The organism is Corynebacterium hylobatis (assembly GCF_003955685.1).
GTDB classification, from domain to species: domain Bacteria; phylum Actinomycetota; class Actinomycetes; order Mycobacteriales; family Mycobacteriaceae; genus Corynebacterium; species Corynebacterium hylobatis.
This window is the reverse complement of sequence record NZ_RXHJ01000005.1, coordinates 149,438-171,450: the sequence shown is the minus strand read 5'-3', so window position 1 is coordinate 171,450 and position 22,013 is coordinate 149,438. Positions and strand designations below refer to the sequence as shown.

The following is a 22,013-nucleotide window of genomic DNA, read 5'->3' as shown; positions in this document are numbered from 1 at the left end:
CGTGGGCGCCACCCGGTACGCCATCATCGGCGCGGGACTGGCGGGCCTGACCGCGGCCCACGAGATCCGCAAGGCTGATCCGGAGGCCGTCATCCACGTCTTCGAGGCGGAGGACCGCATCGGCGGCAAGCTGTTCACGGTGCCCTTCGCCTCCGGGCCGACGGACATGGGCGCGGAGGCCTACCTGGCCCTGCGTTCCGGGGCCACGGATTTCTTCACCGAGCTCGGCCTGGCAGATGAACTGGTCAGCCCCTCCGGTGCCCGCTCACTGGTCTACACCGGCGGCGAGCTCAAGGCGCTGCCCGCGGGCGGAGTCATGGGCATCCCCTCGCATTCCGCGCCGGTGGTGCACCTGGTCTCCCCGGAGACGGCCGCGCGCATTGACGCCGAGGGCGACGCCGCTCCCATTGACTGGCAGGTCGGCGGGGACGTGGCTGTCGGCGCGCTGGTGCGCGAGCGTTACGGCGCGGAGGTCGTCGACCGCATCGTCTCCTCCCTGCTCGGCGGGGTGTACTCCTCCTCCGCCGATGACCTCGGCGTGCGCGCCACCGTCCCGCAGCTGGCGCAGGCCCTCGACGAGCTGGCGGAGGCGGGGGAGAAGGTCACCCTCTCCGCCGCGGTGAAACTGTGCGAGGACCGCCGTACCCCGCGCGATCCCGGCGCGACCCCCACCCCGGTCTTCGCCGCCTTCCGGAACGGTTACGCCACCCTCTACGAGGCCCTGGCGGAGAAATCGGGCGCGGACATCCACCTCGACGCCTTCGTCGCGGGCATCACCCGGGACCTGCGCGGTTTCCACCTCTCCGGGCCCGGCGTGAGCACCGACGGCGCCTATGAGCGCCTCATCGTCGCCACCCCGGCCCCCACCACGGCGGTGCTCATCCGTCAGATCGCTCCCGAGTCCTCCGCGGCGTTGAAGAGCGTGCAGCTGGCCTCCAGCGTGCTGGTGGGCATGAAATTCGACTCGGATGAGGGGCTGCCCGAGAATTCGGGCGTGCTCGTGGCCATCGACGAGCCGGAGGTGCAGGCGAAGGCCTTCACCTTCTCCTCGAGGAAGTGGCCGCACCTCGGGGAACGGGGTGGTGCGCTCGTGCGCGCCAGCTTCGGCCGCTTCGGTGATGACGCCATCGTGCGCGCCGAGGAGGACCTGCTTGTCGACGCCGCCCTCGACGACCTCGCCCGCATCACCGGCTTCGACGGCCGCGCGGCCGGCCTGGCGGAGATCTATGTCCAGCGCTGGTTCGGTGGCCTGCCGCGATACAGCGCGGAGCATCTCGCGACCGTCGCGAAGGTCCGGGACGGCATCAGCGATGTGCACGGCCTGGAGCTGACCGGCGCGTGGGCCGGGGGTGTCGGTGTCCCGGCGGTCATCGATCACGCCCGTGCCGCCGCGGCCCGGCTGATCCAGCTCGGCTGAGAGCTGTGACGGTGCATACGGAAACATACGGGGATCCGTCAACCGGTCGGGGGGAAAGTTTAACCCCGGTTGACCCCGGCCGTATGATGGTCGGCATGAGTCTGACGTCCGCCCGTACCCAGCAGTCCGCACAGCTGCACGACCGTGCACGCACCCTCATCCCCGGAGGGGTGAACTCCCCGGTCCGGGCCTTCGGATCCGTCGGCGGCCAGGCCCGCTTCATTGAATCGGCCCACGGCTCCACCCTCGTGGACGTGGACGGCAACGAATACGTGGACCTGGTCTGCTCCTGGGGGCCGATGCTCAACGGCAACGCCCACCCGGAGATCGTCGAGGCCGTGCGCGAGGCCACCCTCAAGGGCCTGTCCTTCGGTGCGCCCACCCTCGCGGAGATCGAGCTGGCCCAGATGATCGTGGACCGCACCTCCGTGGAGGAGGTCCGTCTGGTCAACTCCGGCACCGAGGCCACCATGTCGGCCGTACGCCTGGCCCGCGGTTTCACCGGCCGGTCGAAGATCATCAAATTCGAGGGCTGCTACCACGGGCACGTCGACGCACTGCTGGCCGCCGCCGGTTCCGGCGTGGCCACCTTCGCCCTGCCGGACTCCCCGGGTGTGACGGGGGCGTCGGCAGCCGACACCATCGTCGTGCCCTACAACGACCTCGAGGCCGTGCAGCGGGCCTTCGCCGAGCACCCCGGCGAGATCGCCGCAGTCATCACCGAGGCGGCCGCCGGCAACATGGGCACCGTCGCCCCGCGGGAGGGCTTCAACGCCACGCTCAAGCAGCTCGCCCACGCCGAGGGTGCACTGCTGATCATGGATGAGGTCATGACCGGCTTCCGCACCTCATACTCCGGCTGGTACGGCGTCGACGGTGTGGCCGGCGACCTGACCACCTTCGGCAAGGTCGTCTCCGGTGGCCTGCCGGCCGCCGCCTTCGGTGGTCGCGCCGACATCATGGAACACCTCGCCCCCTCCGGTCCCGTCTACCAGGCGGGCACCCTGTCGGGTAACCCCGTCGCGATGGCCGCCGGCCTGGCCTCCCTGCGCCTGGCCTCCGAGGACATCTACCCCACGCTGAACAGTCACGCGGACCGCATTTCCGGCCTGATCTCCGAGGCGCTGAGCCGGGAGGGCGTGGCCCACCACATCCAGCGCGCCGAGACCTTCTTCTCCGTGCGTTTCGCCGAGGGCGAGGGCCACAACTTCGCGGACATGAAGGCCGCGGACACCTTCCGGTTCCCGCCCTTCTTCCATGCCCTGCTCGACCACGGGATCTACGCCCCGCCGAGCGTGTTCGAGACCTGGTTTGTGTCGACGGCGCTGACGGACGATGATTTCTCCCGGATCGAGGAAGCACTCGTCCCCGCCGCCCGGGCGGCCGCCGCAGCAACCGCATAAGGAACAGGCATGTCGCACACGATTGTCCACCTCGTCCGTCACGGCGAGGTCCACAACCCGGACCGGATCCTCTACGGAACCATCCCCGGCTACCACCTGTCCTCCCGCGGCCGTTCCCAGGCCGCCAGGGTGGCCCGTTCCTTCGAGGGCCATGACGTCACCTACCTGGGTGCCTCCCCGCTACAGCGCGTCCAGGAGACCTCCGAGCCCTTCGCCGAGGTCACCGGCCTCGAGGTGGAGACCGTGCCCGAGATCGTCGAGGCAGGCAACCGCTTCGAGGGACTGCGCACCAAGGGCTGGCGTTCCCAGCTGTGGAACCCGGTCCGCTGGCCGCTGATGATCAACCCCTTTGAACCCAGCTGGGGCGAGGCCTACGTAGACATCGCCGAGCGGATGATGGGCGCCGTGGAGCAGGCCCGCCAGAAGGCGGAGGGCCACGAGGCGATTCTGGTCAGCCACCAGCTGCCCATCGTCATGGTGCAGCGCTCCGCGCTGGGCCTGCCCCTGGCGCACGCCAGCCGTCAGTGCGACATCGCCTCCGTGACCTCCCTGGTCTTCGAGGGCCGGGACATCACCGACATCTTCTACACCACACCTGCTAAGGACATCTGACATGCGTCTGCGCGCGATCGCAGCCCTGCTCACCGCCGCCTCCCTGCTGCTCACCGCCTGTGCGACCGATCCGGACGCAGCGAAGAGCGCGGTGGCCGTCGGCGGCACCTTCCAGTTCCACTCGCCCGGCGGGCAGACAGAGATCCTCTACGAGGAGGACGAGCGCGCCCCGCTGCCGGAGTTCGGCGGCGACTCCCTCATGGCCGAAGGAGAGACCATCAACCTCTCGGACTTCGCCGGCGAGGTCGTCGTGCTCAACGCCTGGGGCCAGTGGTGCGCCCCCTGCCGTGCGGAGGTCGACGACCTGCAGAACGTGCAGGACACCCTCGAACCTCTCGGCGGCACCGTCCTGGGCATCAACGTCCGTGACTACAACCAGACCATCGCGCAGGACTTCATCACCGACAACGGCGTAACCTACCCGTCGATCTACGACCCGCCGTTCCGCAGCGCAGCCGCACTCGGCGGCGTGCCCACCTCCGTCATCCCCACGACGATCGTGCTGGACAAGGAACACCGTCCGGCCGCGGTCTTCCTGCGGGAGGTCACCGCGGATGACATCCTCGATGTCGCCCTGCCGCTCGCTGAGGCGGACGTGTGACCGACATCGGAGTCCTCTTCGCGGATATGGCGGCCTCCGGTCCGCTGCTGCTCGGTCTGCTGGCCGCTGCCGCGGCCGGCCTGGTGAGTTTCGCCTCCCCGTGTGTGGTCCCGCTCGTGCCCGGTTACATGTCTTACCTGGCCGGCGTGGTCGGCGGTGAGGTCCGCCCCGACCCCGAGTACGGCGCCGTGGTGACGAAGAAACGCCAGTGGGCCGTCGCCGGTGCAGCCCTCATGTTCATCCTCGGCTTCACCGTCGTGTTCGTGCTGGCCACCGTCACCGTCTTCGGGGCGATCAGCATGCTCACCCTCAACGCGGAGACCCTCATGCGGGTCGGTGGCGTGATCACCATCCTCATGGGACTGGTCTTCATGGGCATGGTCCCGGCCCTGCAGCGGGACACCCGTCTGGCGCCGAAGCGCTGGACCACCTGGCTGGGCGCACCGCTGCTCGGTGGTGTCTTCGCCCTGGGTTGGACCCCCTGCCTGGGCCCCACCCTGGCGGCGATCATCTCCGTCTCCGCCGGCACCGAGGGCATGACCGCAGCCCGCGGCGTCCTGCTCATCATCGGCTACTGTCTCGGCCTGGGACTGCCCTTCCTGCTCATTGCCCTGGGTTCGGCGCGCGCCATGCGCACCTTCAGCTGGCTGCGGGAGCACTCCCGCAGGATCCAGATGATCGGCGGCGCCCTCATGATCGCGGTCGGCGTGGCACTGCTCACCGGCGCGTGGGCCCACTTCATCAACTTCGTGCGCCAGTGGACCGTCGAGTACGGCGCCACCCTCATCTAGAACCGTTTCAGTAGGAGTCCCATTGCGTACGGTCGTGACGTACCTCAAGAAGGCCTGGCACTGGCTGACCAGCATGCGCACCGCCCTGGTGCTGCTGTTCATCCTCGCCATCGTCGCCATCCCCGGCGCGCTGCTCCCGCAGCGCAGCCTCAACCAGGACAACGTCAACGAGTACATCGCCAACAACGGCCGGCTCGCCGAGATCTATGATTCGCTGCAGCTTTTCGACGTCTTCGAATCCACCTGGTTCATCGCCATCCTCACGCTGCTGACGATCTCTCTCGTCGGCTGCATTCTGCCGCGTTCGAAGGATCACTACGTTGCGTGGAAGACCCCGCCCACCCGGGCACCGAGGAACCTGGGCCGGCTGCCGCTGCATGCGGAGGGCACCACGGACCGGCCGGTGGCGGAGGTCACGGAGCATGCCCGCCAGCTGCTGAAGCGCTGGAAGGTCGCCGAGTACAGCGCAGCGGAGGATCGGGCGGGGAAGTTCTCGCTGTCCGCCGAACGCGGTTACGGCCGGGAAATGGCCAACCTGCTCTTCCACCTGGGACTGGTCGGCATGATCGTCACCGTCGCGCTCGGCCGGATGGTCTACTACGAGGGCCATGTCATCGTGGTCACCGAATCCGGCAACTACGAGACCCCACCGATCGAGCAGAACACCGAGTTCTGCAACACCTCGACCGCCAACTACGACTCCTTCCGTGCCGGACCGCTCTTCGACGGCACCGGACTGACCACCTTCTGCTTCGATGCCCACGACTTCGCTGCCGACTACCTGCCCAACGGCCAGGCCGAGATGTTCACCTCGAACATCTCCTACGCCCTGGGCGAGGACATCAACCTGCCCAAGGAGGAGTGGACCGATTACGAGCTGAAGGTCAACCACCCGCTGCGTATCGCCGGTGACCGCGTCTACCTGCAGGGCCACGGTTTCGCCCCCACCTTCACGGTGACCTGGCCCGACGGTGAGTCCCGCACGCAGACCGTCCAGTGGCGCCCCGATGACCCGACCTTCTTCCTGTCCTCCGGCGTCATGCGTTTCGACCCGCCCGCGGGCCTGTACCCGGACCTGTTCGACCGCCGCCAGAACCAGCTGGCCATCCAGGGCCTGTTCGCGCCCACCGCCCAGTGGGAGGGGGAGAACAACGAGTTGTTGACCTCGCAGTTCCCGGCGATGAACGATCCGGCAGTCGCCATCGACATCTACCGCGGTGACGCCGGCCTGGACACCGGCCGGGCCCAGTCCCTGTTCAGTCTGGACACGGCGCTGCTGCACTCCGGGCAGCTGCAGAAGATCGAGCGTGTCAACCTGCTCCAGGGTGACAGCGTCACCCTGGACGACGGCACCACCGTCACCTTCGACGGTGCCAGCGAGTTCGCCAACTACCAGATCTCCCGGGATCCCTTCCAGAGCTGGGTTCTGGTGACCACCGTGGTCATGCTCGCGGCGCTCGTGGGCTCGCTGCTGATCAGGCGCCGCCGCATCTGGATCCGTTTCACCCCGCTGGCCGACGGCTCCACCCGTCTCGAGCTCGGTGGCCTGGCACGTACCGACCGGGCGGGCTGGGGTCCGGAGTTCGACCGCATCCACCGTGAGCTGCTGGGTCTGCCCGATCCGGACGAGGTGGATGATGATGAACTTGTGCCTGCGGACGCCTTGCGGGTCTCCACCTAAAGTTGGATTTGGCGTCCCCCAAGGGTTGGAGAAGCCTCTCAAGGTGGGGTAGCGTCACAGGAGTATTACTCCCGCTATCCGACTTTTGAGGGTGTCCCCACACATGCCTGTCAATCAGACTCTCTCCAACTTCTCGGACGTCGCCTTCCAGTCGGCGTTCGTGATCTACCTGCTGGCCCTGGTGCTCTCACTCGTGTACTACGGTCGCATGCAGAGCGTCATCGACGCCCGCCGTGCGGTTGTCCGTGCGGAGGAGAAGGAACTGGTGGCAGTGGGTGCCGGGGGTTCCGACGTGGTTGCCGGGACCGACGAGGCGGTGCCCACCCTGGGGGAAGTGGAGAAGCTTGAGGCGGGTGCCAACAAATTCGGTGGCATGACCCAGTCGGTGGTCTGGCTGGGCATCATCGTCCATGCTGCCTCCGCAGTCCTGCGTGGCCTGGCAACGGAGCGTTTCCCCTTCGGCAACCTCTATGAGTACGTGCTGGTGATCACCGCCTTCACCATGATCGCCGCAGCCGTGGTCATCCAGCGCAAGGAGTGGCGCATCGTCTGGCCGTGGCTGCTGGTGCCGATCCTGGCGCTGCTCTTCTTCGGCGGCACCAAGCTCTACGCCGATTCCGCCCCGGTCGTCCCCGCCCTGCAGTCCTACTGGCTGCCGATCCACGTCTCCACGGTCTCGGCCGGCGGTGCCATCGGCATCCTCTCCGGTATGGCCTCCCTGCTCTACCTCCTGCGCATCTGGCAGCCCCAGGGCAGGGAGCGCGGCTTCTTCGGCATGCTGGCCAAGCCGCTGCCCAACGCGAAGAAACTGGACGGACTGGCCTATAAGTCAGCCATCCTCACCCTGCCGGTCCTCGGCCTGGGCATCGTCCTCGGCGCCATCTGGGCGGAGGCTGCCTGGGGCCGGTTCTGGGGTTGGGACCCCAAGGAGACCGTTTCGCTGATCTCCTGGGTCCTCTACGCCGCCTACCTGCACGCCCGTGCGACCGCCGGCTGGCGCAACCACAAGGCCGCCTGGATCAACGTCCTCGCCCTGTCCACGATGATCTTCAACCTCTTCTTCATCAACATGGTCGTCAGTGGCCTGCACTCCTACGCCGGCCTGAACTAAAGCAACCGGGTTAGACTCCGGGCTAGAATCGGAAGCCATTGACAACCTCTGCTGAACGGAAGGACGGGACTGTGCCTGGAACATCAGCACCCCGGAAGAAGACGGGCAAACCTGCCGGCGATGATCCGGTCCTGCTCGCCCTCGGTCAGCAGCTGGCGGAGCGCCGCCGGGAGATCGGGGCCCTGCAGGCCGACATCGCGGAGAGGGCCGGGGTGTCGCGCTCCACGCTGCACACCATTGAGCACGGGGGCACGGGTGTGCGCTGGGAGAAGGTTTCGGCCGTCGCCCATGCCCTCGGCCTGCGCATGAGTTTCGACGCGGACGGCGACCAGTAGCGGGCGCCACCTGCAGACAGGAAAAACCGCGGCCGGTCATGGTGACCGGCCGCGGACCTGTTGATCGGGGAGGCCCTATTTGTCGGGCTCCTCGACCTCCTCCGGGTCTTTCCGTTGGTACCGTTCCTCGGCGCGCCGACGGCGTTCCTCCTCCTCGCGTTCGGCAGCCTCGCGTGCGCGGCGTTGCTTGAAGCGGTTCTTCTCCAGATTCCAGAGGAATTCCTCGTCGTCGTCCGGGCCCTTGATGGCGCGCGGCTCGGGGGTCGCCGCCTGGTTGCGCTTCCAGGACCTGGGCCCGAAGGCCTTCCAGAGCAGCACGATGGCAACGATGATGAGCAGTACGAGTAGCAGACGTCCCATGGTTCCTCCTTCCTGGTGTCCAGCTTACGGACCCCGGTAGGCCCTAGTAAGCTGCAGGGTGTGACTGCACCTGAGCCGATGTCCCAGCACCCCTCTGACGCTCCACCGGAGCTGGATCCGCAGGTCCGCCGTCGGGCGAACATGTCGCTGCTGAAGTACGGTGGCGCCCGCCTGGGTCTGTTCGTGGTGTTGACGGTGGTGATCCAGTTGTTCGCGGTGCTTATCGATGCCCCCGTCCCGCTGGTCATGTCCGCCCTCCTCGCCCTCATCGTGGCCTTCCCGCTGTCGATGCTGGTGTTCAAGGGCATGCGGGTGGAAGCCAACCAGTCGGTGGCCGCCTGGAACGGGCAGCGCCAGGCCCGCAAGGAGTGGGTCCGCCGGGAGCTGGAGAACCGCTAACGGCCGAAGAGCAGCGCGATGCCGATCATCACGGGCAGTGCCCCGAAGGTGGTGAGGAAGACGGTGTCGCGGGCGATGATCATGCCGCGCTGGTAGGAGGCGGCATAGTTGTAGACGTTCTGCGCCGCCGGCAGGGCGGCGAGGATGACCGAGGCGTAGAGCTCATCCCCGGACAGCCCCATGCCCAGGGCGATGAGCCAGGCGATCAGCGGCATGCCGACCAACTTGAGGGCGGTGGCGACGATCGTGCCGGGCCGGTCCGCAGGGGTGGCCAGCGGGGCGGTGTTGCGCAGGGAGGCGCCGAAGCTGATGAGGATCATCGGGATGGAGGCCCCGCCGAGGATCTCCAGGGGGCGCATGACCGGATCCGGGATCTGCAGGCCGATGACAGCGACGACCAGACCCAGCACGGAGCCGATGACCACGGGGGACAGCAGCGCCGAGCGGATGGAGTCGAGGATCTTCGTCGCGCGGGAACGCCCACCGGCGTCCTCAGCCCCCAGGCCTGCCAGGATGAAGGGCGTGAACACCACCATCTGCAGCACGAGCACCGGCACGACATAGGTGGCCTCACCGAGGACGTAGACGCTCACCGGCAGGCCGATGTTGACGGAGTTGAAGTAGCAGGCCGAGGCCGCACCCATCGTCGTCGTTGGGATGTCCTGCCGGAAGAACAGCGCCGAGGCGAGGATGTAGACGGCGGCGGTCGCGAGCGTCGCAAAGAAGATGACCACGATGACGGGTGAGAACAACGTCTGCGCATCGGAGTTGGCCACCGAGGTGAACAGCAGCGCCGGGGAGGCGGCGTAGAAGGCGACGCGGTTGAGCACGAGGCGTTCGCGGTCCTCCTTGATCACCCCGGTGCGGGCCAGAATCGCGCCGACGGCGATGACTGCCAGGATGATGGCGAAGCCGGTGATGACCCCCGACATCTACAGCCCCAGCGAGCTGAGGAAGAGGGCCAGGCCGGTGAGCACTGCCCACAACAGCATGGCCTGCCCGGTGGACTTGATCAGCGGGATCAGCGCCGGGCCGGTCGCCCCGCGCAGGGCGGTGTTCATGCCGCGCACGGCCAGCGGCACCGCCATGATCGCGATCAGGAGCAGGGGTTCCCACCACCCGATGACCATGGTGATGAGGAAGGGCGTGGCGGCCAGGGCGGTGTAGACCCGGCGGGTCCACCGGTCGCCGAGGCGCACAGCCAGGGTGATCTTGCCGGAGGCGGTGTCGGACGGGATGTCGCGCAGGTTGTTCGCCAGGTTCACCGAGGCGGAGATCGAACCGATGGCCACCGCACAGGCCAGACCCAGCCAGCTGACCGCCCCGGCCTGGGTGAACTCGGTGCCCAGTACCGCCACCAGGCCGAAGAAGATGAAGACCGCCACCTCTCCGAGCCCCCGGTAGCCGTAGGGGTTTTTGCCCCCGGTGTAGAACCAGGCACCCGCGATGGCCACGGCGCCGACGAGGATGAGCCACCAGGCACTGGTCAGGGAGAGGGCCACACCGGCCACCGCGGCGAGACCGAAGGCGAGGAAGGCCGCGCGTTTGACGTGGGCGGGCTTCGCGATGCCACCGCCGGTCAGCCGAGCCGGGCCGGTGCGGTCCTCATCGGTGCCGCGGATGCCGTCGGAGTAGTCGTTGGCGTAGTTCACGCCGATGATCAGGGCCCAGGCCACCACGAAAGCCAGCAGGGCCCGCCACCAGGAGAAACCGCCGGCGTAGGCGGCGGCGCCGGATCCGGCGATGACGGGGGCGAAGGCGTTGGGCCAGGTGTGCGGGCGTGCGGCCTGCCACCAGTCCCGCGGGGTGGCGGAGTAGGTGTGATGATCAACGGACATGGCCACCATTGTCCTCCATGGGTTGCCTCAGCGCCGAGCCGGGGTGGCCAGCCGGTCGAGGGTCCGGTCCCACACCGGGGAGGTCGGGGCGGTGAGGTGGAGCAGCTCCCCCGAGGGCAGGGGGATGCGCAGCTCGGAGGCGTGGAGGAACATCCGTGCCCCGCCGAGCCGCTGCACTTCCCGCGTGAAACCGGGGTCGCCGTATTTCCGGTCCCCGGCGATGGGGTGGCCGGTGTGGCGGGTGTGCACCCGGATCTGGTGTTTGCGGCCGGTGATCAGCTCGGCGCGCACGAGGGTGGCCTGCCGGCCGAAGCGGCGCAGGACCCGGAAGCGGGTGTGGGCGGGCTGACCCTGCGGGTCGACGCGTACGCCGTGCTCGGTGGTCAGCAGCGGCGCCCGCACATAGGTGGTCTCCTGTGGGAAAAACCCCTGGACCAGGGCGAGGTAGTGGCGGCGGACGGCGGCGTCATCACGCATCACCTGCTGGAGGTGGCGCAGCATGGACGGCGTGCGGGCCACCATGAGCAGGCCGGAGGTCTCCTTGTCGATGCGGTGCACCAGCTCCAGGTCCGGCTCCGCGGGGCGCAGCTGGCGCAGCGCCTCGATGACCCCGCCAGTGACCCCGGTGCCCACATGCACGGCCAGGTCGGCGGGCTTGTTCAGCACGAGGAGGGAGTCATCCTCGTGGAGGATCGCCCGGTCGATCTGGCGGAGCAGCTCCGCCGGCAGGGTCTTGACCGGGGCGGCCTCGGGGATCTCCAGGGCGGGCACCCGGATCACGTCACCGGCCTGGATACGGTAGTCCGGTTTGGCGCGTTTGCCGTTGACCCGCACCGCGCCCTTGCGCAGCAGCCGGAAGACCAGGCCACCAGGGACCCCCTTGAGCTGTGAGCGGAGGAATTTGTCCAGGCGGCGGCCGGCGTGCCCGGAGGAGACCTCCAGTTCGCGGGCGGGGGAGGGGCGTGCGTTGTCCATGTCCGGCGAATCATACACTGCGGAGAAAAATCCCTGGTGACAGCCTTGCCCTGCAGATATAGCCGATCAGACGTAGGGTGAGGCTGGTCATGTGGATCAGTTATGTGCTCGGTCAGGCGATCAGTTTCTTCTTCACGCTCTTCCGGATGATTCCGCTGACGTGGAACAACCGTTTCTCCCGCGCCCGCTTCCCGCAGCAGGGCGACGTGACCATCTCCCTGACCTCCCACGGGGAACGGCTCAACCGCGTGCACTACACCCTGGAGTCCATTGCCCGCGGTGCCGTGCAGGCGCCGGTGGTGCTGTGGCTGGATGAGCAGGACTACCGTGCCGGGTGGCCGCGCCCGCTGCGCCGCCTGGTCTCCCGCGGACTGCAGGTCCGCTGCTCCGACGGGCTCTACGGCCCGCACACCAAATACTGGAGCCAGTTCCGCGAGGTCGTGGGCACCGGGAAACGGGTGGCCACGGTGGATGACGACATGATCTACCCCGAGTGGTTCCTGCAGCGCCTGCTGTTCATCGGGGATCTGCGCGATGACGCCGTCATCGCCTACCGCGCCCACCGCATCGAGCTGCGCGGGGAGGAAATGCTGCCCTATGTGAAGTGGACCCCGGTCAACACCTGCCGGGCCAGCCACCTGCACTTCGCCACGGGGGTGTCCGGAGTGCTCTACCCGGCCTCCTTCATCACCTACGTGGTGGAGCAGGGCGATGTGTTCCGCGAGCTGAGCCCGCGGGCCGATGACGTCTGGCTCCACGCCTGCGCCCTGCGCTCCGGCCACCGGGTCCGCCAGGTCTACTCCCATCCCCGCAACTTCGCGGTGGTGCCCTCCACGCAGGCGGGGGCGCTGGTCATCGGCAACACGCTCATGGGCGGCAACGACGAGCAGATTGAGCGGGTCTATGACCATGAGGATGTCGCGGTGCTCGTCGACGCCAGCCGCCGTGAAGACTAGAAGAGCTTCTCGACGCCCCGCCGGTCCACCTTCCCCGGCCCCGTCAGCGGCAGCTCTGTCAGCCGCCTCAACTCCTTCGGCAGCTGCCAGCGGGGCAGGTGGTCGAGCCCGGCGATGACTTCCCCCGGGGAGGCGGCACCCGTGTAGGCGGCCACGATCGCCTGTCCCAGCCGCGGATCGGGAATGCCCACCACGCAGGCCCCCGTGACACCGGGGACGGCCAGCATCGCCTGCTCCAGCACCTCCGGCTGCAGCTTGAGCCCACCGGAGTCGATGACGGCGTCGAGACGCCCCGTCACGGTGAGGCGGCGGTCCTCGATGAACCCCGCATCCGAGGTGGCGAACCATCCGGGCTCCGCGAAGGCCTCGTGCCCGGGGTGGTTGCGGTACCCCTGGGCGATCATCGGCCCGCCCAGGTGGATGCGGCCCTCCTGCAGGCGGACCTTCGCGCCGGGGATGGGGCGGCCGTCGTAGACGCAGCCGCCGGCGGTCTCCGAGGAGCCGTAGGTGGTGACCACGTTGATCTGCATCTCCTCGGCCGAGCGGGCGAGCTGCGGGTTGAGGGCGGCCCCGCCGACGAGGATGGCGTCGAAGAGTTGCAGGGCCTCGATGCCCTCCAGAGTGTCCATCGCCTTGGCCAGCTGCATAGGTGCGAGCGAGGTGTAGGCGCGTTCCCCGGCGCGCGCCAGCTCCCCGGCCGAGCGGGCGAAGTCCCCGATGTCGAAGCCCTCGGACAGGTCCAGCTGGAGGGGCTCGACGCCGGCGATCAGTGAGCGCACGAGCACCTGCAGGCCGGCGATGTGGTGGGCCGGAAGGGCCAGCAGCCACTGTCCTTCGCCGCCGAGGAACTGGTGGGTGGCGTCCGCGCTGGAGACCAGGTTGGCGGCCGTCAGTTGGGCGCCCTTCGGGGTGCCGGTGGAACCGGAGGTGGCCACGACGAGGGCGGTCTCCGCGTCGATTGGCTGCCCGGCGCGTTGGGAGGTGATCAGCAGGCTGGCGCGGGCGTTGTCGCGGGCGGGGACGGGGAGGAGGCTGCGCTGTCCGGCGATCGCGTCCTCGAGATCACCGAGGACGCCGATGGGGTTGGCCGGGTCGATGGGCAGCGGCTCGAGGTTGTGGCTCATGGGTGATGATGGTAGCGGGAGGGGAAGAAAACGGCGCCGTCTCCCGGAAGGAGGCGACGCCGTCGGATGGAGCAGGGTTTTAAGCGTTCTGGAGCTGCTTCTCAGTGTCCGCGCTGGCCTTATCGGTGCCCCAGGGCAGGAAGGCGTCGACGCTCCAGCGGCCGGCACCGACGGCGGCCAGGATGAGGGTGCCGGCACCGATGGCGCCGACGAGCTCCCAGCCGCCGTTGGACACGAAGATGCCCTGGGCGATGTGGGCGAAGATGGCCGCGCCCAGCATGATGAGCGTGATGACGATGCCGGTGATACGGGTGAAGGCACCGATGAGGATGAGGATGCCGCCGACGACCTCCAGGAAGGCGACGAGCGGGGCCGCGACGGCGGCGGCCGGGACGCCGATACTGTCGAAGAAACCGGTGATGCCCTCAAGGCCGGTGATCTGGAACTTGTCCCAGCCGTGGGCGATGAGGATGACACCCAGGATGACACGGGCGATGAGCAGAGCTGCTTCCTTGGTTGTTGACATGACACAAGACCCTAGAGGACTGGTTTGTGACATGTCAACTATTGCTGGTGGTCGGTAGTTTTCGGCCCTGCCCCAGGGGTGGCGGGATTTGTGGGCTGCGATGCAGGACATCCGCCCTGCTACCCTCAATGCGATACGTCAGCTTGACGTGGCTATTTGTTTTCCCGCCGACCCTCACGGGGAACTGCGCAGTTCAGGGGCAGGATGCGGAAATCCTGGCGGATGTTCCCCGCCCGGAGCCGCACCGTCACTGGGGCAGGGGATCTCGCAGCTCGACCTGGCTACCGTCCTAGGCTGGTCCGCCTCCCGGATCTTAAATCTGCTCAACCGCCTGGGCGGGGGGCGGCGCAGGTTACTTCTGGCCGTGATGGGCGATGTCACCAGACGCGCCTAAGCTCCCACGGGGAGAATCCGCCCGGCCTCGACGGGCGTCGAAGAACAGGAGAGATGGATAAGTGACTGCTGGTGAACATGGGCGCGAGAAGCCCGGACAACAACTGACGACGGGCCTGCTCTTCGGCCTGGCTCTCCTCTCTGCCGCCGCGCCACTGGCGACGGACCTCTACCTGCCGGCCCTGCCCAACATTGTCGGCAGCCTGGACACCACGCAGGCGATGGTGCAGCTCACGCTGTCCGGTTTCATGCTCGGCCTGGCGGTCGGTCAGCTGATCATCGGCCCGATCTCCGATTCCCTCGGTCGGAAGAAGCTGCTGGTCGGCGGAGCCGTGATCGCCTTGATCGCCTCCGTCATCGCGGCGATGGCACCGACCATCGAGGTGCTCATACTCGCCCGTCTCCTGCAGGGGCTGGGATCCGGGGCGTGTGTGGTCCTGGCGCGTGCGGTCGTGCCGGACCTGGCGGCGGGGCGGAAGGCCGCCAAGGCTTTCTCCCTGCTGATGACCATCCAGGGCATCGCCCCGGTCGCCGCCCCGGTCGTCGGCGGCCTGCTGCTCGATCCGATCGGCTGGCGCGGGCTGTTCTGGCTGCTGGCCGGCATCAATGTCGTCCAGTTGCTCGTTGCCCTGGTGGTCGTGCGGGAGTCCCTGCCGAAGGCGGAGCGCGCCGAGGTCACCGTGCGCGGGATTCTGGCCAACTACCTCTATGTGCTGAAGAATCCCGCCTACCGGGGTTACACCATCTCCTTCGCCTTCGGTTTCGCCGCGATGTTCTGTTACATCTCCGCCTCCCCCTTCGTCGTGCAGACCCAGATGGGCATGTCTGTGGGTACCTTCACCCTCGTCTTCGCCGCCAACGCCGTGGGTCTGGTCGCGGGAAACATGCTCAACTCCCGCCTCATCGACCGTTATGACCCCCACGCCATCCTGCGTGCCGCCCAGCTCTTCCTGCTGGTGGTTACGGTGGTGCTGCTCATCGTCGTCAACTTCACGATCTCCCCGTGGGTGATCTTCCCGCTGCTCTTCCTCTCGGTCAGCCCCATCGGCATCATCCTGGGCAACTCCACCGCGCTGGGCACCGGTGAGGTCCGCGAGCGGGCCGGTTCGGGCTCGGCCGTCATGGGCTTCCTGCAGTTCGCCCTCGGTGCGGCGGTCAGTCCCTTCATGGGCCTGGGCGCGAACGCGGCCCTGACCATGGCGTTCGGCATGGTCGCCTGTGTGCTCGTCTCCCTGGCGGGTCAGGTCTATGCGGGTCGCCGGATCCTGGGTTAGGCACCGCCCCGGCAGTATGAAGGCAGAAGCGCCGGTCCCGTCATGGGATCGGCGCTTCTGCTGATTCGGCAGGGGTGGAACATTATGCGATGTTGCCGGTGCCGTCGTCGAGGTGGGCGCGGACGAACCACTGGAACTTCTCCAGTTCCGCCGCGTGGGCGATGTAGATGTCCTCGGTGACGGAGTCGAGCTCGCCGGCCTCGCCCATGGACTCGCGGACACCCTCGATGACCTGGGTGTAGAGGTCGTTGACCTGCTTGAGGTGGTCCTGGGTGTTGGCCTTGTTCTTCGGGTACTCCAGCGGCTTGCGGTCCTGGACGTGGCCGGCCGGGGTGCCGATCGGCTCGCCGCCGAGGGTGGAGATGCGCTCCGCGACCTCGTCGGCGAAACCGCGGACGAGGTCGATCTGCGGGTCGATCATCTCGTGGACGGCGATGAAGTTGGCGCCCACCACGTTCCAGTGCACGTGCTTGAGGATGAGGTGGAGGTCGTTGTAGTCGGTGAGGCGCTCCTGCAGACCATCGATGATCTGCTTTGCGCTGTTCTGGTCGATTCCGGGGACGGTGTAGTTGCTCATGCCACCATTATAGGTGAAATTGAGAAGTGGGCAAGGTTTGGAAGGCTACACTTATCAATCTCAGGTAAGCCTTACCTCATTCCTATTTATGGCGGAGAGCCCGCCGCCGCGGTCAGTAATAGAAGGGGAACTCCGACCAGTCCGGATCCCGCTTCTCCAGGAAGGCCTCCTTGCCCTCCACCGCCTCATCCGTCATGTATGCCAGACGCGTGGCCTCACCCGCGAAGACCTGCTGGCCCATCAGTCCGTCATCAAGCAGGTTGAACGCGAACTTCAGCATGCGCTGCGCGGTGGGGGACTTGCCGTTGATCTCCCGGGCCACCTGGATGGCCTCGGCCTCGAGCTCCGCGTGCTCGGCCACGATGTTGACCGCACCCATGCGCTGCATCTCCTCCGCGCCGTAGGCACGGCCCAGGAAGAAGATCTCCCGGGCGAATTTCTGGCCCACCATCTTCGCCAGATAGGCGGAGCCGTAGCCGGCGTCGAAGGAACCGACGTCCGCATCCGTCTGCTTGAAACGGGCCTCCTGGCGGGAGGCGATCGTGAGATCGCACACCACATGCAGCGAATGCCCACCGCCGGCCGCCCAGCCGTTGACCACGGCGATGACCACCTTGGGCATCGTACGGATCAGGCGCTGCACCTCCAGGATGTGCAGGCGGCCCCCCTCCACCTTCGTGCGGGCCTCATCGACCGTGGAGTCGTCTGCCCGGGCGTCATCGGAATCGTGGCCGGTAGCGTACTGGTAGCCCGAACGGCCCCGGATGCGCTGGTCGCCGCCCGAACAGAACGCCCAACCCCCGTCCTTCTCGCTCGGACCGTTGCCGGTGAGCAGCACGACACCCACATCCGGGGTCCGGCGTGCGTGATCCAGTGCCCGGTAGAGCTCATCGACGGTGTGCGGACGGAAGGCGTTGCGCACCTCCGGGCGGTCGAAGGCGATGCGCACGGTGCCGTCCGTGCGTGAGGTGCCCACGTGGCGGTGGTAGGTGATGTCGGTGAGGTTCTCGAAGCCCTCCACCACCCGCCACTGGGTCGGGTCGAAGGGGTTGTCCGTGCTGTAGTTGCTCATGCCGTTCAGCTTAGGCGGGTATCACTCCTCGCCGGCCGGCACGCCCAGACTCGTGGCATGGCCGGTGATGGTGCGCGCCAGGTCGATGTCGCGGCTGGTCACCCCGCCGACATCGTGACTCGACAGGGTGACGGACACGGCGGGGTAGGTGAGTGTGACATCGGGGTGATGGTTCGCCTCGTCCGCTGATTCGCCGATGAGGGTGACCAGGCGCAACCCCGTGTTGAAGTCCCCGGTGGCGAACTCGGCCCGGATGGTGTCGCCAGCATGGTGCCAGCCGCTCAGTCCGGCGGCCTCGACGGCAGCGGCGGTCAGTTTCTGCTTCGGATCAGTCATGACCCCATACTGCATGAATTGTGACGCGCACAACACCTCCGCGTGCGTAACCTGGCACCATGAAGCTCCTGCTGACCTCCTTCGGACACCCCCACCTCCGGGATTTCGCCACCGGCACGGTCGCCTACATCCCCGACGCCACCCGCAGCTTCGCCGACCACCCCGACACGCAGGTCGAACGCACCATGCTTCGCGACGCCGGTTTCACCCTCCTCGAGCTCCCGCTCGCCACCACCGCACCCGCCGAAGTCGACCGCATCCTCGGTGAGGTCGATGCCGTCTATGTGGCAGGCGGGGAGACCTTCGACCTCCTCCACATCATGCGCTCCACGGGTACGGACGAAGTGCTCGTCCGCCACGTCCGCGCCGGCCTGCCCTACATCGGCACCAGCGCCGGCTCCGTCATCGCCGGTCCCGACATCGAACCGGTCAGCCTGCTCGATTCACCCGCCGTGGCCCCGGAACTACACGACTACCACGGTCTGGGGCTCACCGACTACGTGGTCATCCCGCACGTCGGCACCGACATCCCACTGTTCCCCATCGACGTCTTCGCGGAGACGGTCCGCACCTACGGGAAAGACCACCGCCTCGTCCTACTCCGCGACGGCGAGGCCCTGCTCATCGACGAGACCGGAACCCGCCTTATCTAGGGTGGAACCCATGCTTCCCGACATCGATGAGATCCTGGACCGCGCCCACGTCGTCGCACTGCCCATGGCGGTGAGATTCCGGGGTGTCGACACGCGCGAGGCCCTGCTCATCGAGGGCCCCGCGGGCTGGGGCGAATTCTCCCCCTTCCTCGAGTACGACGCGCCGGAATCCGCCGCCTGGCTGCGCGCCGGGCTGGAGGCCGCCTTCACCGGACTGCCCACCCCCCGCCGCACCCGCGTCGAGGTCAACGCCACCGTCCCCGCCGTCCCCGCCGATGCCGTCGCCGACGTCCTCGCCCGCTACCCCGGCTGCCGGGTGATCAAGGTCAAGGTCGCCGAGCAGGGACAGACCCTGGCCGACGACATCGCCCGCGTGCAGGCCGTCCGCGACACGATCCCCGGCGCGGTGATCCGTGTCGACGCCAACCGGGGCTGGACCATCGGGCAGGCCCTCGAGGCTGCGCGTTCCCTGGGACCCCTGGACTACATGGAACAGCCCTGCGATTCCGTCGAGGAACTGGCCGCCCTGCGCCGCGAGCTCATGCGCTCCGGGATGTTCATCCGCATCGCCGCCGACGAATCCATCCGGCGCGCCGAGGACCCCTACCGGGTGGCCGAGCTCATGGCCGCCGATGTCGCCGTGGTCAAGGTCGCCCCGCTCGGCGGCGTGCGGCGCGTGCTGGAACTGGCCGCCGACCTGCGTGCCCGACACATGGACATCACCGTCGCCTCCGCCCTGGACACAGCCGTCGGCATGAACGCCGGGCTCGCCGCCGTCGCGGCCCTGCCCACCCTCACCGACGACGACGCCATGGACGTCCCACCCGCGGCCGCTGGCCTGGCCACCGGCTCGCTCTTCCTCGAGGACGTCGCGCCCCCACGGGAGATCACCGACGGCTTCCTCTCCGTCGAAGCCGTCGAACCGGAGGCCGACCGCCTGGCTGCCCTGGCGGCCCCGGCGGACCGTAGGGACTGGTGGTTCCAGCGGGTCCACGAGGCCTACCGGCACCTCTGAAGCCCGGTTGTCCCCGGCGGGGATCAGACCAGGCCGAGCAGCTCAGTGACGTCGGTCTCGCCGGTGCGGAGGTACTCCACCACGATGTCATCGACCTCGGCGTGACCGAAGCCCACGTGCCCGTGGCCCGGTCCGTGGACCGTCACCAGGTGGCTGTCCATGCGCTCCGCCAGCGCGACGCCCGTGCCATAGGGGGTCTGCGGGTCACCGGTGGACTGGATCTGCAGAGGGCGGGTGTCCAGGCCGGAGCCGTCCACGGTAGGCAGCCCCGTGACAGCGGGGGCACCGGCACAGGCTGAACCGGAAGTGAACTTCGCACTCGGGGCGGTGAAGAGGTCACCGGTGATGTAGTTCGCCCAGGCATAGTCCGGAATGTCCGCGGGATCCGGCCGCACCTGGTTCTCATTGCACATGATCAGCCGCTGTATGTTGCCTGCCACGATGTTGCGCTGGGCATCCTCCTCGGAACCGGGGTCCATCAGCTCCTCCAGCGTCGGCGCCACCTCCGAACCGTTGGTCACCCGGGCCAGCAGGTCCCACCCGGTGGGGCGGGGGAGCAGGGAACGGGTCAGGTTCAGGGTCGGGGACCAGGCCTGCACCGCGCCGGGGTTCGTGGCCTGGGAGGACAACCCCTCGACCTGGACACGGGCACCACCGGTCGCCGTGATGAGGTCGGCAGCCGCCGGGCCCGCCCACCCCAGCCCGGGCGGAATATCACCGATCTGGGCCGGCGGTGGTACGACAGTCGGGTTGGTGCCGGATTCCGCCACCACCTTCGCGGACCAGGCCTGGTAGACCGCCAGCGGGGTCTCACCGAGGCCGTAGGTCTCATTGTGGGCCGCGACCCAGTCCAGGAAGTCATGCAGGGAGCCGATGAAACCGTTCTGCTGGGAGTCCATCACCCCGTTCCAGGCCAGCTCCGGATCCATCCCGGAGTCCAGGACCACCTTGTCGGTGTGCTGCGGGTATTTCGTCGCGTAGACCGAACCGAGGAAGGTGCCGTAGCTGAGTCCCATGATCGAGATCTCGTCCTCACCCAGCGCGCGGCGGACCTGCTCCCAGTCCTCGGCGGTGTTCTCGGTGGTGAGGCTCGCGGTGTAGCCCGGGGTGCCGACCTCACAGGAATCACGCACGAAGGCACCCTCCTGCAGCATGATCTGCAGATCGGAGGTATATCCGGGGGCGATGGTGGAGCAGTCCACCGGGGTGGATCCGCTCAGCCCGCGGGGTTGGACGGCAACCCGGTCCCATTCCCGGGTGATGCCTTCCGGCCAGGTCATGGCCTCGGCGTCGCCGAAATAGGAGTATGCGTCACCGCCGGGGCCGCCGGAGTTACCGAAGAGCACCCCACGACGCTGAGTCTGATCAGCAGCGGGCACGCGCACGAAACCCACACTGATCTGCGCGCCCTCCGGGTCGGAGTAGTACATGAGGACATCAATGCGTCCGCAGTCGGCGGTCGGTTCCGTCACCTGCGAGGGGCACTGCTCCCAGGTGATATCGGGGCTGGCGGCAGGCTGGGCCTGGGCCGGCGCCGAGGCCAGGCCCACCCCCACGAGAACGGCGGATAAAGAGGATAGAAGGGCTCGGCGAGCTGAGCGCATCATTAAATCTTTCTGAAAGGAAAAAGTTTTCCCCTACCGTATCCAAGAGATATAGCCTCCGCTACGGGAATTCCCCGAAGAGGGCACCGGTCGGGGGCCTCCCTGAGGGTCACCTGCCCACCGGCGCATCATTCCCCGGATCTTCGCCGGGGGAGTGCTGCAGGAGGGGGCCGGGGGAGGGTACCGGCGGTAGGATGAGGGTCTGCGGACTGTTCCCGGGTCGGGTGGCCACCTGTGCGGGCGGCTGCGTTTGCAGATCTCCACCAGGTTCCACACGGTGCCCCTACTCGACCATAAGAAAGGGGGAGGGCCTCTCGTCCCCGCCGCACGGCGGCGGGGCGTGGCGCCGAATCTCCGATGACCCCGCGAAACCCCTCCAACGGAAACGATGAGACCCGCTACCTCGGACCGGTCGGAGGACCGGGCGATTCCGGCGGCTCCGGTGTGGAGCGTCCCCGGCAGTACTTCCCCGGTGAGCATGACCCTGACTACCGCTATGAGGAGCCCCGCCATGAGGCCCCGCAGTACCAGCCGCCGGCGCACCAGCAGCTCTACCAGGAGCCGCCGGTGAAGAAGCAGTCCGGGGGAGCGCTGCCGATGCTGTTGGGAATCCTCTTCGGCCTCACCCTGCTGGCCGCCGTGGCCTTCTTCTTCCTCTGGCGCAACGCCGCTGCGGAGGCTGACCGTGAGCCGCCGGCCCCGGTCACCGTGACCTCGACCGTCTCGCAGACCCTCACCGAGACGGTCACCCAGGAGGCGCCGGCGCTGCCCACCCAGATCCCCACCGAGCTGCCCAGTGACATCCTGCCTTCCGAGGTGCCTGAGTTCGACGTCGATGGACTCCTCGACCGCTTCTTCGGCGACAGTGAACCCGCCCCCGCACAGTAGCGCGTGGGTCACTGCCCGGCGGAGAGTTCCCCGTGAAACTTCCACACCCCGTCCGTGGCCCTGCCGGGCACC

General features: G+C 67.9%; 24 protein-coding genes. 14 read left to right on the top strand and 10 right to left on the bottom strand.

All coding sequences use genetic code 11. The features are described 5' to 3' along the window. The first annotated feature begins 1 nt into the window (after position 1). The 8 genes from EAH68_RS04980 (at position 2) to EAH68_RS04945 (ending at position 7,951) form a co-directional block, all read left to right on the top strand. Positions 2 to 1,417 carry a protoporphyrinogen oxidase gene (locus tag EAH68_RS04980; RefSeq protein WP_126120220.1) on the top strand — a complete coding sequence of 472 codons (1,416 nt, stop codon included), beginning with the start codon at positions 2 to 4 and terminating at the stop codon, positions 1,415 to 1,417. A gap of 95 nt (positions 1,418 to 1,512) precedes the next feature. Beyond that, complete coding sequence (gene hemL, locus EAH68_RS04975; protein ID WP_241228295.1) at positions 1,513 to 2,820, top strand: glutamate-1-semialdehyde 2,1-aminomutase; 1,308 nt, start codon at positions 1,513 to 1,515, stop codon at positions 2,818 to 2,820. A gap of 9 nt (positions 2,821 to 2,829) precedes the next feature. Continuing rightward, positions 2,830 to 3,432, top strand: a complete 603-nt coding sequence (locus EAH68_RS04970) for a histidine phosphatase family protein (protein ID WP_126120219.1) — start codon at positions 2,830 to 2,832, stop codon at positions 3,430 to 3,432. Between the two features lies 1 nt (position 3,433). Beyond that, positions 3,434 to 4,033 carry a TlpA family protein disulfide reductase gene (locus EAH68_RS04965; RefSeq protein WP_126120218.1) on the top strand — a complete coding sequence of 200 codons (600 nt, stop codon included), beginning with the start codon at positions 3,434 to 3,436 and terminating at the stop codon, positions 4,031 to 4,033. A gap of 26 nt (positions 4,034 to 4,059) precedes the next feature. After that, positions 4,060 to 4,824 carry a cytochrome c biogenesis CcdA family protein gene (locus EAH68_RS04960; RefSeq protein ID WP_126120363.1) on the top strand — a complete coding sequence of 255 codons (765 nt, stop codon included), beginning with the start codon at positions 4,060 to 4,062 and terminating at the stop codon, positions 4,822 to 4,824. Positions 4,825 to 4,897: 73 nt separating this feature from the next. After that, the gene (locus EAH68_RS04955) at positions 4,898 to 6,505 is read left to right on the top strand and encodes a cytochrome c biogenesis protein ResB (RefSeq protein ID WP_164546410.1); all 1,608 of its coding nucleotides are present in this window, start codon (positions 4,898 to 4,900) and stop codon (positions 6,503 to 6,505) included. 103 nt (positions 6,506 to 6,608) lie between these two features. Next, positions 6,609 to 7,616: a c-type cytochrome biogenesis protein CcsB gene (gene ccsB / locus EAH68_RS04950; protein WP_126120216.1), complete on the top strand. Its 1,008-nt coding sequence runs from the start codon at positions 6,609 to 6,611 to the stop codon at positions 7,614 to 7,616. Positions 7,617 to 7,687: 71 nt separating this feature from the next. Then, positions 7,688 to 7,951: a helix-turn-helix domain-containing protein gene (locus tag EAH68_RS04945; protein ID WP_126120215.1), complete on the top strand. Its 264-nt coding sequence runs from the start codon at positions 7,688 to 7,690 to the stop codon at positions 7,949 to 7,951. Between the two features lie 75 nt (positions 7,952 to 8,026). Here the strand turns inward: EAH68_RS04945 and EAH68_RS04940 are convergent, their stop codons facing one another. Beyond that, entirely contained in the window at positions 8,027 to 8,311 is a 285-nt protein-coding gene (locus tag EAH68_RS04940) for a hypothetical protein (RefSeq protein ID WP_126120214.1), read from the bottom strand. A 78-nt stretch (positions 8,312 to 8,389) separates the two neighbouring features. Between EAH68_RS04940 and EAH68_RS04935 the strand changes: the two genes are divergently transcribed. Then, positions 8,390 to 8,710 carry a DUF4229 domain-containing protein gene (locus tag EAH68_RS04935; RefSeq protein ID WP_126120362.1) on the top strand — a complete coding sequence of 107 codons (321 nt, stop codon included), beginning with the start codon at positions 8,390 to 8,392 and terminating at the stop codon, positions 8,708 to 8,710. On the opposite strand, the gene EAH68_RS04930 is transcribed toward EAH68_RS04935, so the two are convergent. The 3 genes from EAH68_RS04930 to EAH68_RS04920 are packed head-to-tail and all read right to left on the bottom strand — an operon-like array spanning position 8,707 to position 11,523. Continuing rightward, entirely contained in the window at positions 8,707 to 9,642 is a 936-nt protein-coding gene (locus EAH68_RS04930) for an AEC family transporter (protein ID WP_126120213.1), read from the bottom strand. The two genes, EAH68_RS04935 and EAH68_RS04930, sit on opposite strands and share 4 nt — an antisense overlap. Further along, a complete protein-coding gene (locus EAH68_RS04925) occupies positions 9,643 to 10,548 on the bottom strand; it encodes a 1,4-dihydroxy-2-naphthoate polyprenyltransferase (protein ID WP_126120212.1) in 906 nt (301 codons plus the stop codon). Positions 10,549 to 10,575: 27 nt separating this feature from the next. After that, entirely contained in the window at positions 10,576 to 11,523 is a 948-nt protein-coding gene (locus EAH68_RS04920) for an RluA family pseudouridine synthase (protein WP_126120211.1), read from the bottom strand. Between the two features lie 89 nt (positions 11,524 to 11,612). Here EAH68_RS04920 and EAH68_RS04915 point away from each other — a divergent pair, with 89 nt between their 5' ends. Next, a complete protein-coding gene (locus EAH68_RS04915; RefSeq protein WP_126120210.1) occupies positions 11,613 to 12,479 on the top strand; it encodes a glycosyltransferase in 867 nt (288 codons plus the stop codon). On the opposite strand, the gene menE is transcribed toward EAH68_RS04915, so the two are convergent. Both menE and EAH68_RS04905 read right to left on the bottom strand, forming a co-directional pair. Next, positions 12,476 to 13,603, bottom strand: a complete 1,128-nt coding sequence (gene menE / locus EAH68_RS04910) for an o-succinylbenzoate--CoA ligase (RefSeq protein WP_126120209.1) — start codon at positions 13,601 to 13,603, stop codon at positions 12,476 to 12,478. The genes EAH68_RS04915 and menE overlap by 4 nt on opposite strands. Before the next feature lie 79 nt (positions 13,604 to 13,682). Then, a complete protein-coding gene (locus EAH68_RS04905; protein WP_126120208.1) occupies positions 13,683 to 14,129 on the bottom strand; it encodes a DoxX family protein in 447 nt (148 codons plus the stop codon). 455 nt (positions 14,130 to 14,584) lie between these two features. Between EAH68_RS04905 and EAH68_RS04900 the strand changes: the two genes are divergently transcribed. Next, positions 14,585 to 15,796: a multidrug effflux MFS transporter gene (locus EAH68_RS04900; RefSeq protein WP_241228294.1), complete on the top strand. Its 1,212-nt coding sequence runs from the start codon at positions 14,585 to 14,587 to the stop codon at positions 15,794 to 15,796. Between the two features lie 82 nt (positions 15,797 to 15,878). On the opposite strand, the gene dps is transcribed toward EAH68_RS04900, so the two are convergent. From dps to EAH68_RS04885, 3 genes are all read right to left on the bottom strand, one after another. Beyond that, the gene (gene dps, locus EAH68_RS04895) at positions 15,879 to 16,373 is read right to left on the bottom strand and encodes a DNA starvation/stationary phase protection protein Dps (RefSeq protein ID WP_126120207.1); all 495 of its coding nucleotides are present in this window, start codon (positions 16,371 to 16,373) and stop codon (positions 15,879 to 15,881) included. Between the two features lie 112 nt (positions 16,374 to 16,485). Further along, positions 16,486 to 17,445 (bottom strand): 1,4-dihydroxy-2-naphthoyl-CoA synthase, encoded by a 960-nt coding sequence (locus EAH68_RS04890; RefSeq protein ID WP_126120206.1) that lies wholly within the window; start codon positions 17,443 to 17,445, stop codon positions 16,486 to 16,488. 21 nt (positions 17,446 to 17,466) lie between these two features. Next, positions 17,467 to 17,781, bottom strand: a complete 315-nt coding sequence (locus tag EAH68_RS04885; protein WP_126120205.1) for a 4a-hydroxytetrahydrobiopterin dehydratase — start codon at positions 17,779 to 17,781, stop codon at positions 17,467 to 17,469. Positions 17,782 to 17,840: 59 nt separating this feature from the next. Between EAH68_RS04885 and EAH68_RS04880 the strand changes: the two genes are divergently transcribed. Then, on the top strand, positions 17,841 to 18,434 hold the full coding sequence (locus EAH68_RS04880; RefSeq protein WP_126120204.1) for a Type 1 glutamine amidotransferase-like domain-containing protein: 594 nt from the start codon (positions 17,841 to 17,843) through the stop codon (positions 18,432 to 18,434). Positions 18,435 to 18,444: 10 nt separating this feature from the next. Next, positions 18,445 to 19,449 (top strand): o-succinylbenzoate synthase, encoded by a 1,005-nt coding sequence (locus tag EAH68_RS04875; protein ID WP_126120203.1) that lies wholly within the window; start codon positions 18,445 to 18,447, stop codon positions 19,447 to 19,449. Between the two features lie 23 nt (positions 19,450 to 19,472). On the opposite strand, the gene EAH68_RS04870 is transcribed toward EAH68_RS04875, so the two are convergent. Then, the gene (locus EAH68_RS04870) at positions 19,473 to 21,053 is read right to left on the bottom strand and encodes an alpha/beta fold hydrolase (protein WP_126120360.1); all 1,581 of its coding nucleotides are present in this window, start codon (positions 21,051 to 21,053) and stop codon (positions 19,473 to 19,475) included. A gap of 357 nt (positions 21,054 to 21,410) precedes the next feature. On the opposite strand from EAH68_RS04870, the gene EAH68_RS04865 reads away from it, so the two are divergent. After that, positions 21,411 to 21,941 carry a hypothetical protein gene (locus EAH68_RS04865; RefSeq protein WP_126120202.1) on the top strand — a complete coding sequence of 177 codons (531 nt, stop codon included), beginning with the start codon at positions 21,411 to 21,413 and terminating at the stop codon, positions 21,939 to 21,941. Positions 21,942 to 22,013 lie beyond the last annotated feature (72 nt).

Coding starts and splice junctions, on each gene's coding strand:
- EAH68_RS04935 (WP_126120362.1), top strand. CDS start 8,390: ATGTCCCAGCACCCCTCTGACGCTCCACCGGAGCTGGATCCGCAGGTC.
- EAH68_RS04925 (WP_126120212.1), bottom strand. CDS start 10,548: ATGTCCGTTGATCATCACACCTACTCCGCCACCCCGCGGGACTGGTGG.
- EAH68_RS04915 (WP_126120210.1), top strand. CDS start 11,613: ATGTGGATCAGTTATGTGCTCGGTCAGGCGATCAGTTTCTTCTTCACG.
- EAH68_RS04940 (WP_126120214.1), bottom strand. CDS start 8,311: ATGGGACGTCTGCTACTCGTACTGCTCATCATCGTTGCCATCGTGCTG.
- EAH68_RS04965 (WP_126120218.1), top strand. CDS start 3,434: ATGCGTCTGCGCGCGATCGCAGCCCTGCTCACCGCCGCCTCCCTGCTG.
- EAH68_RS04955 (WP_164546410.1), top strand. CDS start 4,898: ATGCGCACCGCCCTGGTGCTGCTGTTCATCCTCGCCATCGTCGCCATC.
- dps (WP_126120207.1), bottom strand. CDS start 16,373: ATGAGCAACTACACCGTCCCCGGAATCGACCAGAACAGCGCAAAGCAG.
- EAH68_RS04920 (WP_126120211.1), bottom strand. CDS start 11,523: ATGGACAACGCACGCCCCTCCCCCGCCCGCGAACTGGAGGTCTCCTCC.
- ccsB (WP_126120216.1), top strand. CDS start 6,609: ATGCCTGTCAATCAGACTCTCTCCAACTTCTCGGACGTCGCCTTCCAG.
- EAH68_RS04880 (WP_126120204.1), top strand. CDS start 17,841: ATGAAGCTCCTGCTGACCTCCTTCGGACACCCCCACCTCCGGGATTTC.
- EAH68_RS04885 (WP_126120205.1), bottom strand. CDS start 17,781: ATGACTGATCCGAAGCAGAAACTGACCGCCGCTGCCGTCGAGGCCGCC.
- EAH68_RS04875 (WP_126120203.1), top strand. CDS start 18,445: ATGCTTCCCGACATCGATGAGATCCTGGACCGCGCCCACGTCGTCGCA.
- EAH68_RS04930 (WP_126120213.1), bottom strand. CDS start 9,642: ATGTCGGGGGTCATCACCGGCTTCGCCATCATCCTGGCAGTCATCGCC.
- menE (WP_126120209.1), bottom strand. CDS start 13,603: ATGAGCCACAACCTCGAGCCGCTGCCCATCGACCCGGCCAACCCCATC.
- EAH68_RS04870 (WP_126120360.1), bottom strand. CDS start 21,053: ATGCGCTCAGCTCGCCGAGCCCTTCTATCCTCTTTATCCGCCGTTCTC.
- EAH68_RS04960 (WP_126120363.1), top strand. CDS start 4,060: ATGGCGGCCTCCGGTCCGCTGCTGCTCGGTCTGCTGGCCGCTGCCGCG.
- EAH68_RS04905 (WP_126120208.1), bottom strand. CDS start 14,129: ATGTCAACAACCAAGGAAGCAGCTCTGCTCATCGCCCGTGTCATCCTG.
- EAH68_RS04890 (WP_126120206.1), bottom strand. CDS start 17,445: ATGAGCAACTACAGCACGGACAACCCCTTCGACCCGACCCAGTGGCGG.
- EAH68_RS04970 (WP_126120219.1), top strand. CDS start 2,830: ATGTCGCACACGATTGTCCACCTCGTCCGTCACGGCGAGGTCCACAAC.
- hemL (WP_241228295.1), top strand. CDS start 1,513: ATGAGTCTGACGTCCGCCCGTACCCAGCAGTCCGCACAGCTGCACGAC.
- EAH68_RS04865 (WP_126120202.1), top strand. CDS start 21,411: ATGACCCCGCGAAACCCCTCCAACGGAAACGATGAGACCCGCTACCTC.